This window comes from Labilibaculum manganireducens (assembly GCF_963665805.2).
Lineage (GTDB): Bacteria > Bacteroidota > Bacteroidia > Bacteroidales > Marinifilaceae > Labilibaculum > Labilibaculum manganireducens.
On record NZ_CAXXEE010000003.1, the window covers coordinates 502038 to 521162 of the forward strand.

The following is a 19125-nucleotide window of genomic DNA, read 5'->3' on the forward strand; positions in this document are numbered from 1 at the left end:
TATCCATAATCTTGAAAAACAAATGGAAAATATGTTATGGTTGCCTTTTGATTTGACTTAACAACTATTTAACGATATTTAGGTTTTCTTTTAGTGAAAAATAATTAATTTTGTTTGTTTGGCTAAATTTTCAAGGATTTTATGAACTCTTTAAATTGTTTGCCGTAATATACAAGATCATTGTAAATTAAAATAATTAATTGTTATGAGTAGAAAAGTATTTTATTTGTTGGTTGTTGCTATTCTAGGAAGCACATTGTCTGTGTCTGCTCAGGATGCTGCACCAGTAATGAAATTTGACACAAAGGAGTACGATTTCAAGACTTTTAAGGAAGAAGATGGATTAACATCTTACTCGTTTGAATTTATTAATACCGGAAATCAGCCGGTTATTATTAACCAGGTACGGTCCTCCTGCGGATGCACATCTCCGGAATGGAGTAAGGAACCAGTTGCGCCAGGGCAGAAAGGATTTGTGAAAGCAACTTTTGACCCTAAGAATCGTCCGGGGCCGTTCAATAAGTCGATAACGATAACTGCAAATACGAATCCAGCAATTACTATATTAAGAATTAGTGGTAATGTAATTGCCAGAGAAAAAACTGTGGCTGATTTGTATCCAAGAGAAATGGATGGCCTGCGATTGCAGAACAATCATCTTTCTTTTACTAAAGTGAAAAATACAGAGGTAAAAGATGCTTCAATGGAAGTTTATAATGATAGTGACAAACCAATAAGTATTGGATTTAAAAGAGTGCCTGCTCACTTATCTTTGAAGATGGTTCCTGAAACATTGCAGCCAAAACAAAAGGGTCAGATTATTGCGACTTACGATGCCAGCAAGAAAAAAGACTGGGGATTTGTGATTGATTACCTGGATGTTTTAATCAATCAGGAATATAAATCGGGTAACCGGCTAACTGTTAGTGCTAATTTGGTTGAGGATTTTTCAAGTTTATCGAAATCGGAATTGGCTAATTCTCCAAAAGTTGAATTTGTAAAGGATGTATTTGATTTTGGAGAATTAACTCAAGGTGAAAAAGCAGAATATTCTTTCACAATGAAGAATATGGGTAAATCTGATTTGATTATCAGAAAAACTAAAGCTTCATGTGGATGTACAGCTATTGCTCCGAGCACTAAGATTGTTAAAGCAGGTGAAGCATCGGAAATTAAAGTGGTATTTAATTCCAGAGGAAAAAGAGGCCGTCAAAATAAAATGATCACTGTGATTACAAATGACCCTGTTGATTCGGAAGTAAAACTTCGTATTTCGGGAAATGTGGTGATGCCTAAAACGAATTAATTGAGATTCTAAAATTAAGTTGTGAAACGTTCATGCCAAGGTGTTTTGACACTCAGGGGGATGATTCCGGAATGGTAATCCCGAGCTTTCGTGACCAAATAGCAAATAAAAACAAATAATAATCATATGAAATTATAATCATATGAAAGGCTTTTCCATCAGGAAAAGCCTTTTTTGTTGCTGACAAACATATACACTTTTCATGATGTTTACTAAATCATTACTTTGTAAATTTATAACTTCGCAAACAGAAACGAAAGGAAATTTCTTGTCATGACAGATAAAAATAAAAGAGATCATATCGAAAATGCACCTGATTACAAGGCGCTCAAAGTAAATAAAGGGATAAGTAAACCACCATCTATTAATCCAAGGATTGCAGATAGACTTATAAAGAATAAGCGTAAAAAACATTCTGTTGAGGATTATGTGCAGGGTATTTTAGATGGGAATATTGGGATGTTAAGTCAGGCAATAACTCTTATCGAAAGTTCAAAACATGAACATCAATCCGTAGCTCAGGAAATTATTGAAAGGTGTTTGCCTTATTCCGGAAAGTCTGTCAGGATTGGAGTAACAGGAGTTCCTGGAGCCGGGAAAAGTACCTTTATTGAAGCATTTGGAAAACATGTAACCGGACATGGGCATAAATTGGCAGTATTGGCAATTGACCCAAGTAGTGAAAGGAGCAAGGGTAGCATTTTGGGAGATAAAACGCGGATGGAGGAGTTGGCAGTTGATCCCAAAGCTTATATCCGGCCTTCACCTTCGGCCGGATCTTTAGGTGGAGTTGCACGCAAAACCCGCGAAAGTTTAATTCTTTGCGAAGCTGCTGGTTTCGATACAATTTTGATCGAAACAGTTGGTGTAGGACAGTCGGAAACAGCTGTACATTCTATGGTAGATTTCTTTTTACTGATTAAAATTGCCGGTGCCGGTGATGAATTGCAGGGAATTAAGCGGGGAATTATGGAGATGGCCGATGCGATCAGCATTAATAAGGCCGATGGGAATAATATTCACAAAGCTCAATTGGCAAGAGTTCAATTCGAAAATGCCCTGCATTTATTTCCTCAATCACCTTCGGGGTGGATTCCTAAAGTACTTACCTGTTCTTCTATAGAGAAAACCGGTATTGATGCGATTTGGGATAATATTATGGAGTATTGCTGTCATACGCAGCAAAATGGATACTTTGATCAGCGAAGAAGTGAACAGGCTAAATATTGGATGTATGAAACTATTAATGAGCAATTACGTGATAGGTTTTATCATTTGGAATTAATAAAAGGGCAAATTCCTGATTTTGAAAAGAAGGTTTTGAATGATGAGATGAGCTCTTTTGTTGCGGCACACAAACTATTGGATGCTTATTTTAGTGATGTAAAAAATAAAGAATAAAGCACTTGGTTTACTGAAAAACTTTTCTTTTTATTGTTTTATTTGGTAGTTTTAATGTCTAATAAAAAAAACAGATCAAAATACTTAATCACATGAAGAAAATTTTTATCGCAATTGCAGCGATTGGCCTTTTTTTAGGCTCTTGTACATCTAAAGATCAGTACAAATTAACTGGAAAAGTTGAAGGTATGACTGAAGGGAAAGTTTATCTTTCTAAACTTCAGGATAATAAATTGGAGAAAACAGATTCAACAGAAATGACTGCAACAGGTTTTTCTTTCGAGGGAACTGTTGCATCTCCGGATCTTTACTACCTTGAATTGGAGGGGCAGCGAGGCGCAATTCAATTGTTTCTTGAGAATACAGCAATTACTGTTGATGCTAATGTTGAAAATTTAAGGGAAGCTAAGGTTACAGGTTCTTTAAATCAAGATGTTTTAACAAATTTTGGTGCATTGCAGAAAGGATTTCAGGAAAAACAACAAGCTTTATATTCTGAATATCAAAAAGCAGCGGAAGCAAAGAATCAGGTTGCTATGGATTCTATCGAAGCAGAATTTAATAAATCAGAAGCTGATAAATTTACTGCAAGTAAGGAATTTTTAAAGTTGAATGGAAACACTGCAGCGGCAGCATTCGTTGCCTACAGAATTGCATCTCCGCTTGAAGTTGCCGAAATGGAAGAAGTTTACGCTGTGTTAGGAGAGAACGCTCTTAAATCATCTTACGCAGGATTACTTAAGGATAAAATTGAGGTGTTGAAAAAAGTTTCTGTTGGGCAACCTGCTCCTGATTTTACTTTAAATACCACAGAAGGAAAACCACTTAGCTTATCTTCTTTTAAAGGTAAGGTTGTTGTAATTGACTTTTGGGCATCATGGTGCGGGCCTTGCAGAGGGGAAAATCCCAATGTGGTTAAGATGTATACTGAGCTTCATCCTAAGGGAGTTGAGATTTTAGGTGTGTCTTTAGATGATAAGAAAGAAAAATGGTTAAAAGCGATTGAAGACGATGGGTTAGTTTGGAATCATGTATCTGATTTGAAAGGCTGGGAATCTTCTGCCGCTAAATTATATGGTATTAGTGGAATTCCTGCTACAGTAATCGTTGATCAAAACGGAGTTATTGTGGCAAAAAATCTAAGAGGTGAGGAATTAAAAGCAGCCATTGAGAAATTGGTTCAGTAGTTTTTATAGATAAAAGCATTTTTGACCCGAGAGATAATTAAATTTATCTTTCGGGTCATTTTTTGTTAAATGAGTTGGTTTTCACTAAATTCAAGTTCTGAATTCATTCGGTTATCTGTGTGATATACAATGAAAATTTAAACGGAAAATCTTTGTGGAAACAAAAAAACATCTACTTTTGTTATTTAAAGTAGATCTAAATAAAACAATATCCCCAAAACTTAGAAATGCACTTAGTAAATAAATTTATTCTGATCTTGCTTGCAGGAATTACAATGTCTTGTCAGTCAGGTAAAATCGAGAAGGACCCAAATTTGATATCGGTAAGTATATTGCCTCAAAAATATTTCATTGAGCGGATTGCAGGTGATGATTTTAAAGTGAATGTTTTGATTCCTCCGGGAGCCAGTCCGGCAACTTATGAGCCAACGCCAATGCAAATGAAAGATGTTGCCAAATCAATTGCATATCTTAGAATTGGATATATTCCCTTCGAAACTGTTTGGCTGGATAATTTATTGGAAGGAACAGATGGTATTAAACTTATTGATCTTTCGAAAGACATCGAATTGATCAAAGGTCAGGAGAAGCATGGCGATCATTTTCATGAAGGTGGAATTGATCCTCATATTTGGTCATCACTAAAATCAGTAAAAATACTTAGCAAGAACTTGTATCAGGAACTAATTAAAATGGCTCCTGAAAAGAAGGATATTTATGAAAAAAATTATCAGCAGTTTCTTTCTGAAATAGAAGAATTAGATCAGGTAGCTGAAGCTTCTTTGAGTAATAAAAAAGGAATGTCATTTATGATTTTTCATCCGGCTTTGACCTATTTGGCAAGGGATTATAACCTAAATCAAATATCTGTAGAGATGGATGGCAAAGAGCCTTCTCCAACTCATATGAAACACTTGGTAGAGGAAGCTCAGCGATTAAGTATAAAGCATGTTTTTGTTCAGAAACAATTTAATGTTGAGAATGCCAAAGCAATTGTTGCCGAAATTAATGGCGATGTTGTTGTTATTGATCCTTTGGCAGAAGACTGGCTGACAGAAATGAAACGAATCATTACTATACTTAAAGACTGAAATTGTCGGAAATGAAAAAAATTCTGGAATTAAAATCGCTGACTGCAGGATACGATGAAAAGATTGTATTGAAAGGAGTGAATTTGGTGGTGAAAGAAAATGATTTTTTGGGAATTATCGGTCCTAACGGTGGAGGTAAAACAACGCTGTTAAAAGTCATTTTGGGTACTATAAAGCCTGTTGAGGGAGAAATACTGCCGGATGGTAATGACAGATGTATTATTGGGTATTTGCCTCAAATCAATCAAATTGATAATAAGTTTCCTATTCCAGTTAAAGAGGTTGTTCTTTCTGGATTAATGTCTCATAAAAAGATATTTGGAAGATATAATAGTGAGAACAAGAGGCGTGCGGATGAATTAATGACGCAAATGGGCATTATTCATTTGAAGAATAAAAATATTGGAGAGTTGTCTGGCGGACAATTGCAGCGTGTGTTTTTGTGCAGAGCAATTATTGCAGATCCGAAGTTGTTGATTTTAGATGAGCCGGATACTTATGTGGATAGCAATTTTGAAGGAGAGTTGTATGAAATTCTTCATCATTTAAATTCTCATATGGCCATTATCATTGTTTCTCATGATGTTGGAACAATATGTTCTCATGTAAAGTCAATTGCTTGTGTGAATGAAACGCTATGTTACCATGATTCGAATGTGATATCGCAAGAGCAGTTGATGGCCTATAATTGCCCGATTGATTTAATAACACATGGCGAAGTTCCTCACCGAGTACTAAAGCATCACAAGTAAGATATGAACGAACTAATAGAGTTATTTCAATATAATTTCTTTCTAAACGCAGTTGGAGCAGCAATTCTGGCGAGTATTTCCTGTGGAATTATTGGTTCTTATATTGTTGCACGAAGAGTTGTTTTTATCAGTGGCGGAATTACACATGCCTCTTTCGGAGGAATTGGCCTTGCCTGGTATTTAGGATTGAATCCGGTATTTGGAGCTGCGGTTTTTGGTGTGTTATCTGCTTTAGGAATTGAATGGATCTCGAAAAAAACTGACGTGAGACAAGATTCTGTTATTGGAATTTTATGGGCTTTTGGAATGGCTTTGGGTATCCTTTTTATTTACATGACACCTGGTTATGCGCCCAATTTAATGAGTTTTTTATTCGGGAATATTTTAACTGTCGGAGCCTTGGATTTATACCTGCTTTTAGGTTTATGTGTATTCACAATTGCTGTATTTTTCTTCTTGTTACGGCCAATTTTATTTGTTGCCTTCGATGAAGAATTTGCACGAACACAGAAAGCTCCGGTTCAGTTTTTAAATTATTTACTGATATCATTGGTGGCTTTGACCATTGTTTTAAATATTAGAGTGGTTGGAATTATTCTGGTGATTTCTTTTTTGACAATTCCGCAAACCATAGCCAATATGTTTACGAATGATTTTAAGAAAATGATCTTCGGATCGATAGCATTTGGAATTTTGGGATCGTTTATTGGCTTGCTGGTTTCTTATCGAATTAATGCACCTTCAGGAGCAACAATTATTTTTTCGTTTGTGATTCTGTTTGTGATAGCAAAACTTGTTCAATTAGTAATGATTTCGGTTAGGCGGAAAAATTTGGCTTAATTCAATTGAAGAGGGTAAATCTTCTGAATTAAGAAAGAATATATAAATTAGTAAAACAAAATTTGTACTAATATAAACAACAAAATAAAATGAGTTACGATTTAATAGTAGTAGGAAGTGGTCCAGGTGGTTACGTAGCCGCCATTCGCGCTTCACAATTGGGTTTGAATGTTGCAGTTGTTGAACGCGCCGAATTGGGTGGGATTTGTTTAAACTGGGGTTGTATTCCAACCAAATCTTTGCTGAAATCAGCACAAGTATTTGAATATATGAAACATGCCGGAGATTATGGATTAACAATTGAAGGCGAGGTTAAACCTGATTTTGAAAAGGTGGTTGCCCGTAGTCGTGGCGTGGCTGAAAAAATGAGTGGTGGCATTCAGTACCTGCTTAAAAAGAACAAAATTGAGGTAATCAATGGTTTTGGAAAATTAGTAGCTAATAAAACGGTTGAAGTTACGGCCGAAGATGGAACTAAATCCAATCATGAAGCAAAGCATATTATTTTGGCAACAGGAGCGCGTTCCCGCGAATTGCCAAATCTTCCACAGGATGGAAAAAACATTATCGGATACCGCAAAGCATTAACTTTGGAGAAATTGCCTAAATCAATGATTGTAGTTGGTTCCGGAGCAATTGGATCGGAGTTTGCATACTTCTATTCTACTATGGGAACTCAGGTTACTTTAGTAGAATTTTTGCCGGAAATTCTTCCTGTTGAAGATGAAGAGGTATCGAAGCAAATGGGACGTAGTTTCAAGAAGAATAAAATTAAAGTCATGACCAATTCTACAGTTGAATCGGTAGAAGGGGCAGATGGCAATCTAAAAGTGAATATTAAAAATAAGAAAGGCGAAATTGAAGTTCATGAGTGCGAAATCGTGCTTTCAGCAGTGGGAATTGCGCCTAATACTGAAAATATTGGTTTGGAAGAGGTAGGAGTGGCTACTGAAAATGGCAGAGTTCTTGTTGACGACTATTTCAGAACCAATGTGGAAGGTGTTTATGCAATTGGTGATATAATAAAAGGACCTGCTTTGGCTCACGTTGCTTCAGCCGAAGGAATTTGTTGCGTTGAGAAGATTGCCGGAATGAATGTTGAGCCAATTGATTATACAACCATTCCCGGATGTACATATACAGTTCCTGAAGTTGCATCGATGGGATTGACCGAAAAAGCTGCGAAAGAAGCCGGATACGAGTTGAAGATTGGTAAATTCCCATTTTCTGCATCGGGAAAAGCAAGTGCGGCCGGAGCCAACGAAGGATTTGTTAAACTTGTATTTGATGCTAAGTATGGTGAATTGCTGGGAGCTCATATGGTGGGCGCTAACGTAACCGAAATGATTGCAGAACTGGTTACTGCCCGTAAGCTGGAAACAACAGGTCATGAATTGATTAAGGCGATTCATCCGCATCCAACCATGTCGGAAGCTGTCATGGAAGCCGCCGCTGCTGCTTACGATGAGGTGATTCACATTTAAGAGACACGAAAATAATGCCGTATAAAAAGCCATCCTTTAGTTTATAGGGTGGCTTTTCTATTAAAATCAGGCGTTTTTTTAGATTCGTTTTTTTAAGTTTGTGAGAATTAATTTAAAACTTCAACCGACTAACTACAAAAAAAATGAAGAAATTTTTATTGGTACCTATTCTTGCATTGACATTCAGTACCATGTCAATTGGACAAAATAAGGGAACTGTAGATGCTAAAATGTTGAACGAGATTCGTTCAAGTTTCAAATTGGATGCTTCGAGCAGAGCAATTCAAAATGCAATTACCAATTCGGAAAGCATTAGAGAGCTGTCTCTGAATCATGAAAAGATTGGGAAAACAGATCACTTTTTCAAATACAGAGTTGATGTAAAGGGAATTACGAATCAGGAAAGTTCAGGCAGATGTTGGATGTTTACTTCTATGAACACAATTCGTCCGGAAGTAATGAAAAAATTTAATTTGAATTCATTCGATTTTTCTCACAACTACAACTATTTCTGGGATTTGTTTGAGAAATCAAATTTGTTTCTTGAGAATATAATTGCAACTGCTGATCGTACGATGGATGATCGGGAAGTTGTTCTTTATTTTAAAGGCCCTGTTGATGACGGTGGCGTTTGGAATTCTTTTTTTAACATAGCTAAAAAATATGGTGTTGTTCCGGCGGAAGTAATGCCGGAAACAAAGGTGAGCAATAAAACCCGAGAAATCACCAGCTTGATCAATGAAAAACTAAGAGGAGAGGGATACAAGCTTCGTAATATGATTGCTGAAAAAGCATCGGTGAAAGATATTGCATTGGCGAAAATGAACGCTTTAAAATCAATTTACCGCATGCTGGCTTTAAGTTTGGGCGAACCTCCGGTAAATTTTTCATGGAGATTTAAGGATGCTGACGGAAAAATCAGCGAAAGTAAAATGTATACTCCTAAAGAATTTTTGGCTGAAATTAATCCCGATTTTGCGAATACTGAATTGGTGATGATCATGAATGATCCGACCCGTGACTATTATAAGGTATACGAAATTAAGAATTACAGAAATGTTGAGGAAGGAATAAATTGGACGTATTTAAATCTTCCGAATGATGAGATTAAGAAGTTTGCAATGGCTTCTATCAAGAACAATGAAGCAATGTATGCATCCTGCGATGTAGGAAAACAGCACAACAGAAAAGCAGGTGTACTGGATTTGAATACCTATGATTATGAGTCTTTAATGGGCGTTGAATTCGATATGGATAAAAAAGCCAGAGTTTTGACTCGTCAATCCGGTTCTTCTCATGCAATGGCATTGATTGGCGTTGATGTTGATGAAAATGAAGTGCCTGTGAAATGGGAATTTGAAAATTCGTGGGGAAGTACCTCAGGAAATAATGGATATTTAACTTTCACAGATGAATGGTTCTCGGAATATATGTTTCGTGTGGTAATCAACAAAAACTATTTGGATGAGAAAGCGAAGGAGGCACTTAAAACCACTCCGATATTACTGCCGGTTTGGGATTATATGTTTTAGGCTCAGCCCAAAATAAATTTATAGTAAAAGAACCTCGAAACTGAGGTTCTTTTTTGGTTTGTGACTTGTCTGTAGTGACAAGGAGCTATGTTGAGCTAATGAATAACATTTAGATTTAATAGCTGACCTATTTTTTGAGCTTCCAGTTTGGCTTCCAATAAATCTTTACACCTTTTAAAAGGAACTTTTCGATTGCGGTTTTTCAGAAATAAAACCACAAAGCAATCATCTGTCTTCAAATTCGTTTCTTTTTGTTCGGGAATATAGGAATCCCGCAGAATAATAGATGAGATTCCGGCAACACGGTCAATATTTTGCAAACTTCTCCACGAGCCCGATTTGAATAGTCCAAAGTAGGAGTAGTAGAACTTGTATTTTTTATCGTCCTTGTCCAGGTAGATTCCAGAGTAGGAAAATGCCATAAACGATCCGATTAGAATTAATAATAGTGTGAGAGGGAGAATGGATGAATAAATTCCCACAAGCATGATTATCCAGCCAAGTATCGATCCCGCTTGCCCAAATAGTTTATCGAGTTTGTTATGAATCATCTTTTTGGTTATTTAGTTTAATTACTATATAACCGTAATTGATACCAATTTACCCTACTTCTGTTTTATCCTTATTTTTTAAGGGTGAAAACGTGGTTCCGAATATTGATTTGGGAGTAGTAATTTCATTAATAAGTTTTTCTTATTGACATATGATTTTTAATAATCTGAATGATGTGATATTTGTATCAGAGAATTAGAAATAATATTAATAAACTAAAAATAAGAAAACATGAAAAACAGTAAAAGTAACCTGGAAGTAGTAGAATTAAATGCAAAAGAAAGAGAAGTAGAGCAATTGCAAATATTGTTGGCCAATTATCAATTGTATTATCAGAATTTACGCAATTTTCATTGGAATGTAGGGGGAAACGATTTTTTTGAGCTGCATGCCAAATTTGAAGAGTTGTATGTTGATGCCAGCGATAAAGTAGATGAAATTGCAGAGCGGGTATTAACATTGGGAGGTCATCCTTTGGGAAATTTTTCCGATTACGTTGCCATTTCAACCATTCAGGAAGCCAACTCAAATTGTTCAGGTACCGATATGGTGAAACAAATAATTCAGTCGCACAATATTTTAATCGGGAAGGTAAAAGAAGTATTAATTCAGGCAAATGAAAATGAGGATGAAGGAACTTTAGATATTCTGCCAGCCTATGTTTCTTATTTTGAGAAGCTAAACTGGATGTTTAAAGCTTATTTGCGCTAAAATAAAATGCCTCCAATTTTTATTGGAGGCATTTTTTATATCTTATTCAAAATCCAGAACAATAGGAGAATACATGTAGTTTTCCATGTAATCTTCCATTTTATTGGTGATTTTATTCGTAAATACAATTCGTTGTGATTTGGGAAGATTATCAGATAGTCGATTAATATCCGAAACAATTTGTTCTTTTATAATCATCTCAGCATCATCAATGGCAACTATTTTTAAATTGCTGAGATTGATTCCGCTAAATGAGTACAATTCGTTGAATTTTCTTGCTGTCGCGATAACAATATCCGAACCGGCATAGATCAAATCGCGAAGCTTGTGTAAATTTCCCGCATCACCTTCGCTAAATATCCGCAGGCTGGTATTGTGACTTAGCGCCAGAAACTGTTCTTTCAGTTGAATTGCCTTCTCTCTATCCGAAACAACAACAATGGCTCTGGGTACATCCTCAAATTCAGCTTTGAGCTGCTGAATAATACCAATAATTATGGTATGGGTTTTTCCGGATTCATCAGGAGCTTTAACAAATAAATCAACACCGCTTTTTATTTTTGAGATGCAACTCTTTTGAACTTCTGTTGGAGTTTCAAAACCATATTCTTCAATAGCTTCTAAAAGCTGTGGATCTAATTTTTTTAAAAACATTGGGGGATTGTATTTTTTGTATTCAATGCAAAATTACTAAATATACCATCATTAGAAACTTTATAGTGATATTTGAAAGAAAGAGGCAGGTAGAGTTGTCTCTTTTCTTATTCTATAAAGGTTTACAGCAAACTCTACTTACCTTTTTTTTATTTGTAAGATAAACACCCAAAAGAATACATGCCATACATGTCAGATGCAGAATAGTAATGGTTTCGCCATCAATAACGCCCCAGAAAACAGCAAAAACAGGAATGATGTAGGTTACCGATGAGGCGTAAATTGCAGAACTGTATCTGATTAAGCTATTCATTAACAGCATGGCAAGAGCAGTTCCAATTATTCCTAAAGCCGCCAATGCAAGAAAATGAATTGGCCAGTTTGGTGATTGAAGAACAGGTTCGAAATCTGTTGTTGCCAGATAGATTAATGCTGCAGGACCGGTAAAAAAGAAAGCCAAAGAGGTAATCTGAATACCCGTTAAATGAGATAATTTCGATTTAATTTCGTTGATGTTGATTCCGTAAAATACGGTGGCGAGAACAATTAGCAAGGCATGGCTGTTCACATTTCCCAAAGCCAACTCCTTACCTGAAGTAATTAAGCCCAAAGCACCAATTAGTCCGATCACCAAACCTGTAACCTGCAGCCATTTGAATTTAGTTTTGTGTAGCAGTATTCCAATGGCTAATGTGAATATTGGAGTAAGAGAATTCAACATGCCAGCCAATGCACTGTCAATTTGAGTTTGTGCCTTGGTAAACAGAAAAGCCGGGATAAAACTTCCAATAAAGCCAGCAATCAAAAGACTTTTTAAATCTTTTTTTTTCAGAAACTTTAAATTCTTAACTGAATAAGGCAAAAGCACCAGCGAGGCCAAAAGCATACGGATGCCTGCTGCCTGTTCGCTGCTAAAACTTTTCAATCCAATTTTCATCAGAATAAAAGAAGATCCCCAAATAAAGGCGAGCAACAGTAAAATTAAGAATTGAAACCAAGCTTTGTTCCAGTGCATAGTGTAGTGTTTTTTAGGATGTCAAAAATACTAGAAATTAGTTATATAACAAGAAGTCGGGATGGCTAATATAAAATGAGAGGAAAAACTAATTTTCTAAAAATAAACCCCCGATATCAGTTTATCGGGGGTTTGTGTGAAAAAACAGATTGAGGTTTTGCGCAAAAACCAACAATTGATCGTCGTTTAATTTTGCAAGACATTGTGGTAGTAACTTAATCTCACCTCTTTATTCCGTTTTTTGGTAAAAGGTAACCCTTAAAAAGGAATTATTTTTTTAATTGGTTTACAGTCAACTTTATTTTATTCAGAGCTTCCTCTACTACAGATCGGGGACAACCAATATTTATGCGCAGGTATCCCTCTCCTTCGGGTCCAAATTTAGTGCCGTCGTTCACAGCCAATCCTGCTTTGTTAATCAATAAATCATGAAGGTCTTTGGTCGAAATTCCCAGCGACCTGTAATCCAGCCAAAGCAAATAAGTTGCCCCGGGTTCAACCAGTTTTATTTCGGGAATGTATTCCTGCAGATACGTTCTTAGAAAATCAACATTGCCTTTTAAGTAGACCATTAGCTGATCCAGCCATTCAGCACCTTCCTCGTAACCCGCCTGCATGGCAACGTGTCCAAATAAATTTCCCAAATCCAAATGCAGGGCCGATACCATTTTCTTGTATTTTTTTCGAAATTCAGGATTCGCAATAATAATTACAGAACTTGCCAGACCTGCAACATTAAAAGTTTTCGAAGGCGCAATACAGGTAACTGTTCTTTGATTTAAATCCTTTGACAGCGAAGCCAGCGGAATGTGTTGGTATCCTTCAAAAATTAAATCCTGATGAATTTCATCAGAAATAATAAAGAAATCATAAGTTTTGGCAAGATCTCCAAGTTGAAGCAATTCTTTTTTGGTCCACACTCTGCCAACAGGATTGTGAGGATTGCATAGGATCAATGCTTTTAATCCCTGTTTCGCCAATTCCTCCAGCTGATTAAAATCCATTTCGTAACCCGTCTCTGTTCTTATCAAAGGATTGTAAACCAGCTCTCGCTTGGTGTCATTTACAACATGATAGAAAGGGTGGTAAACCGGAGGTTGAACAGCTATTTTATCACCTTCGTTGGTTAAGCTCATTAGTAAAAGCGACAAACCGGTAACCACACCCGGACTTGTTGATATCCATTTTTTACGAACAGACCAGTTGTGTCTGGTTTGAAGCCATGTTTGAATGCTTCCAATACAATCGTCGCTGCGAAACGAATAGCCGTAAATTTCATGATTTGCTCTTTTTATAATGGCATCGGAAATGCACGGGGGCACTTTAAAATCCATATCGGCTACCCATAGGGGAAGAAGATCTTTTTTCCCAAAGAATGCATCAAGTTTATCGTACTTTATGCAGTCCGTATTTTTTCTATCAATAATTTCATCAAAATTGTAACGCATATTTTCTTTTTTTAAGAAGAGTGAATTTAGATAAAAGGCTCAACTAAAAAAAGACTTTCAGGAGTAAGATTTTTGATGATAAAGAAATCGTTCGGGGTATTGTTTTCTTTTGGATAAATGTAAACGTGTGGTCTGAGTGAGTTTTACGGTAATTCTTTACCCGATTCGGCAATCAGTTCAACAATACCAGAGCCATACACACCTAACTCCCAATAGTGTCTGTTTATGCATCCGGAAGGACAATCACCCCAGCCATAGCTGTAAATCAGGTGAATGAAATCGGAAGTGTAATCTATAATTTCAATTTGAGATCCATCGCCTATGCATAAAGTTGATTTCGCAGAAAGTATGAAAGGGATTTTCTTCAGTTCGGAGGCCAATGCCAAATGATTAATCCCGGTTTCCGATCGATATTTGTATTGATTATTTCCAAGGGAATCAAGACTGATATTGTACTCGTAGATGTAATCATCCAGTTGCCTGTGATCCGAATAGCCATTATGATACCAGGAATTGATATGAGTATTTATAGTGTCTGAGCTTAGTATGCCTTCGTGCAGCTGAACGGGGCAAAGAGCATGAATCTGATATTCTCTGATTTCATGAGCCGATTGCAGTAAAGAATCCAAAAAGACCATTTGAAGAGCTGATATGACTGGCGCTACATGGGATTCATTGATCTCGATATTGTTTAATTCCCTGGTTTCTTCATTTAAGTACAGGTTTAAACAAAGAAGTTTGGCATCGTCCAAAAGAATTTGAAAAGTTGAGTCAGAAACTCTGGAGTCCTGAATGATATCAGTAGGAAAATCGATCGTAGTTTCACCATCACATGCAGCAAAGAATATGCCTGCCAAAAAGGAAGAGAGAATAAAAAGGTAGTTTTTCATTCTATTTGATTTTGGAAAAAGGTTCGTAATAGCCTTACGTGTTGTGATGCAATAGCTTATCTGTTATATAACGGATTCGAAATGAATTTGTTGCATTTTTATCTGAAAAAAAGGAATAAATAGTTGATTTAAATTATTTAGAATCATTCTTGATCAATGGTGGATTTTTGATGATGTAAACAGGTGTTTTTTCGGAACATTTCTGATTGAATTAGAGTAGAATCTTATACTTTTGGTAACCAATAAAAGATCAGGCATGACAACATATACTTCATTAAAAAATACTTTCATTATTATCGTTCTTCTGGGAGGAATCTACATGGCGGCTCAATTGTTTAATTATTCGAAGATTGATGATCCGGCAAAAGAGCATATTGGAAGCGAATACATGAGTAAATACAATGTGTACGCTTTAAAAACGCCCGATAAAATGACTTTTGCCGGTGAAAATGTACCATTGGAAAGGTGGGATGTGAAAGAATCTTTTGATAGAGAACTGTTGGTAAATACCTACTGGCAATCGCAGACACTTCTCTTTATTAAAAGAGCCAATCGTTATTTTCCCATTATCGAACCAATTCTGAAAGAGCAGGGTGTACCCGATGATTTTAAATATTTGGCATTGATCGAAAGCGGATTGGTTCCTACTGCAGAATCATCGGCAGGTGCTGTAGGAATATGGCAATTTATGAAGGGAACAGCTAAAGATTATGGTTTGGAGGTTGAAACAGAGGTGGATGAGAGATACAATGTTGAAAAATCGACCATCGCGGCCTGTAAGTATCTGAAGAAGTCGTATGATAAGTATGGAACCTGGAGTTTGGTTGCAGCATCCTACAATGCGGGCAGAAGGTTTATCGATAAACAATTGCAGCTGCAGGATGCAGGGGATTATTTTGATTTGCTTTTAGGGGAAGAAACAGGTAGATATGTATTTCGTATTATGGCTATTAAACGAATAATGGAGAATACGGATGAATTTGGATTTAGATACAGGGCATCCGATTTGTATCCAAATATCCCAACTCGTAAAGTGAAAGTTTCGGGAAATGTTGATGATTTTGCTGTCTTTGCAAAGGAAAATGGGGTTAATTATAAGATACTAAAGTATTTTAACCCTTGGCTTCGAAAAGCTTATCTAACAAATTTATCTAAAAAAGAGTACGAAATTACACTTCCTGCCAAAGGATATATTAATTTTGCATTTTCTGAATATAAAAGCCCTTCAGATTCTGTTGCGGTAAAGTAGCAAATTAAAGGGTGTAAAAGGAGATTGTAAATTGAGTATCAAAGACAGCAAGAATAGAAATGGGGAAGAGCGTCTGGAAACTGAAAGCATTGAGGTTTTTGGTGCCCGTGTTCATAACCTCAAAAATATAGATGTAAGCATCCCAAGGAATCAACTTTCGGTAATTACAGGATTAAGCGGAAGTGGAAAATCCTCTTTGGCTTTCGATACAATTTATGCCGAAGGTCAGAGGAGATACATAGAAACTTTTTCGGCCTATGCCAGACAGTTTTTGGGCGGAATGGAGCGTCCGGATGTAGATAAAATTACTGGTTTGAGTCCGGTAATTTCCATCGAACAAAAAACGACCAATAAAAATCCTCGTTCCACAGTTGGAACCATTACCGAATTATATGATTTTCTTCGACTTCTTTATGCCAGAGCAGGTATAGCCTATTCTTACGAAACGGGCGAGGAAATGGTGAAATATACCGATGAGCAGATTATCAATTTAATTCATGAAAAGTTCAGCGATAAAAGAATTCTTATTCTTGCTCCAATTGTAAAAGGCCGTAAAGGTCATTATAAAGAGTTGTTTGAGCAGATCAGGAGTAAAGGATTTCTCTACGCGCGTGTTGATGGTGAAATTGTTGAGCTGTACCATGGCTATAAAGTCGATCGGTATAAAAATCATGACATTGAAGTTTTGATTGATAAGTTGGTAGTTGAGGAGGTTGGAGATAAGCGTCTGAAGGAATCTGTGCAAACCGCAATGAAACATGGAAAGGGAATTACCATGATACTGGATAAGGATACTGATGAAGTGAGGTTTTACAGTCGCCTGCTGATGTGTCCTACCACTGGAATTTCCTACAATACTCCGGCACCGCATAGTTTTTCATTCAATTCTCCGCATGGAGCTTGTCCAAAATGTAAAGGTTTGGGGCGGGTAAATGCCATCGATATGGATAAGATTATTCCGGATGCGAATTTGAGTATTCGTGAAGGTGGAATTGTTCCTTTGGGAAAATATAAAAATTCATTGATATTTTGGCAGCTCGAAGCGATTGGCCGAAAGTATCATTTTGTGATGGATACGCCCATAAAAGAAATACCCGATGAGGCGCTAAGCATTATTTTGGATGGTTCCAGCGAAACATTCAAATTGGAAAATACACCATTGGGCGCATCTTCCAATTACTTTCTTAGTTTCGATGGAGTGATTAAGTACATTTCAAATCAGGAAAGCAATGTAACATCGAAAAAAGCTAAAAAATGGGCGGAGCAATTTATCATCACAAAAGTTTGCGAATCCTGTAATGGCAATCGTCTTAAAAGAGAATCTCTTCATTTTAAAATCCACGATAAAAATATCTCAGATGTATCAACGATGGATCTGGGCTTGTTGAGTGAATGGTTTCGGGATTTGGAACAGCACTTAAATGAAAAACAGCAAATTATAGCTCAGGAGATATTAAAGGAAATCCGATCACGTTTAGGCTTCCTGATTGATGTTGGTTTGGAGTATCTGTCTCTTAACAGAAGTTCTGTTACTCTTTCGGGTGGAGAATCGCAGCGCATTCGACTTGCTACCCAAATAGGTTCTCAGTTGGTTAATGTGCTCTATATTCTCGATGAGCCAAGTATTGGTTTGCATCAAAGAGACAATCAGCGGCTGATTTATTCACTGCAGCAACTGCGAGATTCGGGGAATTCAGTAATTGTTGTTGAGCACGATAAGGATATGATTCTGTCAGCCGACTATGTGGTTGATATGGGACCATTTGCCGGAAAGCATGGTGGAGAGGTTGTGGTTGCAGGAACACCTTCTGATATTTTAAAAGGTGATAGTTTAACTGCCCACTACTTAAATGGTGATAAGAAAATTATCATTCCTGAAAGCAGACGGGAAGGGAATGGAAAAACAATAAGCCTGAAAGGTTGTACGGGGAATAATCTGAAAAATGTAAATGTTACTTTGCCTTTGGGTAAATTTATTTGCGTTACCGGTGTTTCGGGAAGTGGCAAGTCAAGCTTGATAAATGGAACACTGCAGCCAATTTTATCTCAGCATTTTTATCGGTCGGTTGCAGATCCTTTGCCGTACGAAAAAATTAGCGGGATAAAGAATATCGACAAGGTTGTAGAGGTGAATCAATCGCCTTTAGGTCGCACACCGAGATCCAATCCGGCTACATACACCAATTTATTTGGTGATATCAGAAAGTTATACGAGAAATTACCGGAGTCGCAGATTCGTGGATACAAGGCCGGACGATTCTCTTTCAATGTGAAAGGCGGCCGATGCGAAACCTGTCAGGGGGCTGGAGTTCGGTCCATCGAAATGAATTTTCTGCCTGATGTTTACGTGCATTGTGATGAGTGCAACGGAAAGCGTTACAACAGGGAAACTTTAGAGGTGCGTTACAAAGGAAAATCGATTGGCGATGTTCTGGATATGACCATTAATCAATCGGTGGAATTTTTTGAACACATTCCTGCTATTCAAATGAAACTGAAGGTTCTTCAGGATGTTGGATTGGGATATATAACTCTTGGACAGCCATCTACAACTCTTTCGGGAGGTGAGTCGCAAAGGGTGAAACTGGCAACAGAGCTGGCCAAAAGAGATACCGGGCAAACTATGTACATTCTCGATGAGCCAACTACAGGTTTGCATTTCGAAGATGTGAGAGTTTTGCTTGAGGTATTGAACCGATTGGTGAATAAAGGAAATACAGTTGTAGTGATAGAGCACAATATGGATGTAATTAAAGTTGCCGACCACGTAATTGATATTGGAGTTGAAGGAGGTCGGAATGGTGGCGAAATCTTGTTTGAGGGTACACCCGAAGATCTGCTTGCATGCAAGAAATCATTTACTGCTCAGTTTCTGAAAGATGAAATGAAATAATTTACAATTGAAATTTAATGAAAAGGATCTCTAAATAGAGATCCTTTTGTTTTTATTAAATTGGGATTGTGTGAAGCTTAACAAAAATTAACCCGACAGCTTTTAAATGTGACATCCTAA

The 19125-nt window shown here is 36.8% G+C and carries 16 protein-coding genes; 11 read left to right on the forward strand and 5 right to left on the reverse strand.

Annotated elements, in window-relative coordinates; genetic code table 11:
- The first annotated feature begins 205 nt into the window (after nucleotides 1-205).
- The 8 genes from ACHZAX_RS02105 (at nucleotide 206) to ACHZAX_RS02140 (ending at nucleotide 9593) form a co-directional block, all read left to right on the forward strand.
- Complete coding sequence (locus tag ACHZAX_RS02105) at nucleotides 206-1306, forward strand: DUF1573 domain-containing protein (RefSeq protein WP_320017843.1); 1101 nt, start codon at nucleotides 206-208, stop codon at nucleotides 1304-1306.
- Between the two features lie 273 nt (nucleotides 1307-1579).
- Nucleotides 1580-2707 (forward strand): methylmalonyl Co-A mutase-associated GTPase MeaB, encoded by a 1128-nt coding sequence (gene meaB, locus ACHZAX_RS02110; RefSeq protein ID WP_320017844.1) that lies wholly within the window; start codon nucleotides 1580-1582, stop codon nucleotides 2705-2707.
- A 92-nt stretch (nucleotides 2708-2799) separates the two neighbouring features.
- Entirely contained in the window at nucleotides 2800-3894 is a 1095-nt protein-coding gene (locus ACHZAX_RS02115) for a TlpA disulfide reductase family protein (protein WP_320017845.1), read from the forward strand.
- Nucleotides 3895-4121: 227 nt separating this feature from the next.
- The gene (locus tag ACHZAX_RS02120; protein WP_101311404.1) at nucleotides 4122-4985 is read left to right on the forward strand and encodes a metal ABC transporter solute-binding protein, Zn/Mn family; all 864 of its coding nucleotides are present in this window, start codon (nucleotides 4122-4124) and stop codon (nucleotides 4983-4985) included.
- 11 nt (nucleotides 4986-4996) lie between these two features.
- On the forward strand, nucleotides 4997-5737 hold the full coding sequence (locus tag ACHZAX_RS02125) for a metal ABC transporter ATP-binding protein (RefSeq protein WP_101311405.1): 741 nt from the start codon (nucleotides 4997-4999) through the stop codon (nucleotides 5735-5737).
- A 3-nt stretch (nucleotides 5738-5740) separates the two neighbouring features.
- Nucleotides 5741-6577, forward strand: coding sequence for a metal ABC transporter permease (locus ACHZAX_RS02130; RefSeq protein ID WP_320017846.1), 837 nt, complete (start codon nucleotides 5741-5743; stop codon nucleotides 6575-6577).
- An 89-nt stretch (nucleotides 6578-6666) separates the two neighbouring features.
- On the forward strand, nucleotides 6667-8061 hold the full coding sequence (lpdA, locus tag ACHZAX_RS02135) for a dihydrolipoyl dehydrogenase (protein ID WP_320017847.1): 1395 nt from the start codon (nucleotides 6667-6669) through the stop codon (nucleotides 8059-8061).
- A gap of 143 nt (nucleotides 8062-8204) precedes the next feature.
- Nucleotides 8205-9593, forward strand: a complete 1389-nt coding sequence (locus ACHZAX_RS02140) for a C1 family peptidase (protein WP_320017848.1) — start codon at nucleotides 8205-8207, stop codon at nucleotides 9591-9593.
- 95 nt (nucleotides 9594-9688) lie between these two features.
- Here ACHZAX_RS02140 and ACHZAX_RS02145 read toward each other — a convergent pair whose 3' ends face one another.
- Nucleotides 9689-10144 (reverse strand): hypothetical protein, encoded by a 456-nt coding sequence (locus ACHZAX_RS02145; protein WP_320017849.1) that lies wholly within the window; start codon nucleotides 10142-10144, stop codon nucleotides 9689-9691.
- Between the two features lie 232 nt (nucleotides 10145-10376).
- Here ACHZAX_RS02145 and ACHZAX_RS02150 point away from each other — a divergent pair, with 232 nt between their 5' ends.
- Nucleotides 10377-10856, forward strand: a complete 480-nt coding sequence (locus ACHZAX_RS02150; protein WP_101311410.1) for a Dps family protein — start codon at nucleotides 10377-10379, stop codon at nucleotides 10854-10856.
- Between the two features lie 42 nt (nucleotides 10857-10898).
- Here the strand turns inward: ACHZAX_RS02150 and ACHZAX_RS02155 are convergent, their stop codons facing one another.
- The 4 genes from ACHZAX_RS02155 to ACHZAX_RS02170 all read right to left on the reverse strand — a co-directional run bounded on the left by ACHZAX_RS02155 (nucleotide 10899) and on the right by ACHZAX_RS02170 (nucleotide 14863).
- Entirely contained in the window at nucleotides 10899-11510 is a 612-nt protein-coding gene (locus ACHZAX_RS02155; RefSeq protein ID WP_101311411.1) for a DEAD/DEAH box helicase, read from the reverse strand.
- Nucleotides 11511-11622: 112 nt separating this feature from the next.
- A complete protein-coding gene (locus ACHZAX_RS02160; RefSeq protein ID WP_320017850.1) occupies nucleotides 11623-12525 on the reverse strand; it encodes a DMT family transporter in 903 nt (300 codons plus the stop codon).
- Between the two features lie 269 nt (nucleotides 12526-12794).
- Nucleotides 12795-13973, reverse strand: a complete 1179-nt coding sequence (locus tag ACHZAX_RS02165) for a MalY/PatB family protein (protein WP_320017851.1) — start codon at nucleotides 13971-13973, stop codon at nucleotides 12795-12797.
- A gap of 143 nt (nucleotides 13974-14116) precedes the next feature.
- Nucleotides 14117-14863: a hypothetical protein gene (locus tag ACHZAX_RS02170; RefSeq protein WP_320017852.1), complete on the reverse strand. Its 747-nt coding sequence runs from the start codon at nucleotides 14861-14863 to the stop codon at nucleotides 14117-14119.
- Between the two features lie 256 nt (nucleotides 14864-15119).
- Here ACHZAX_RS02170 and ACHZAX_RS02175 point away from each other — a divergent pair, with 256 nt between their 5' ends.
- A complete protein-coding gene (locus ACHZAX_RS02175; protein WP_320017853.1) occupies nucleotides 15120-16112 on the forward strand; it encodes a lytic transglycosylase domain-containing protein in 993 nt (330 codons plus the stop codon).
- 31 nt (nucleotides 16113-16143) lie between these two features.
- Complete coding sequence (gene uvrA, locus ACHZAX_RS02180; RefSeq protein WP_324292979.1) at nucleotides 16144-19005, forward strand: excinuclease ABC subunit UvrA; 2862 nt, start codon at nucleotides 16144-16146, stop codon at nucleotides 19003-19005.
- Nucleotides 19006-19125: the final 120 nt, after the last annotated feature.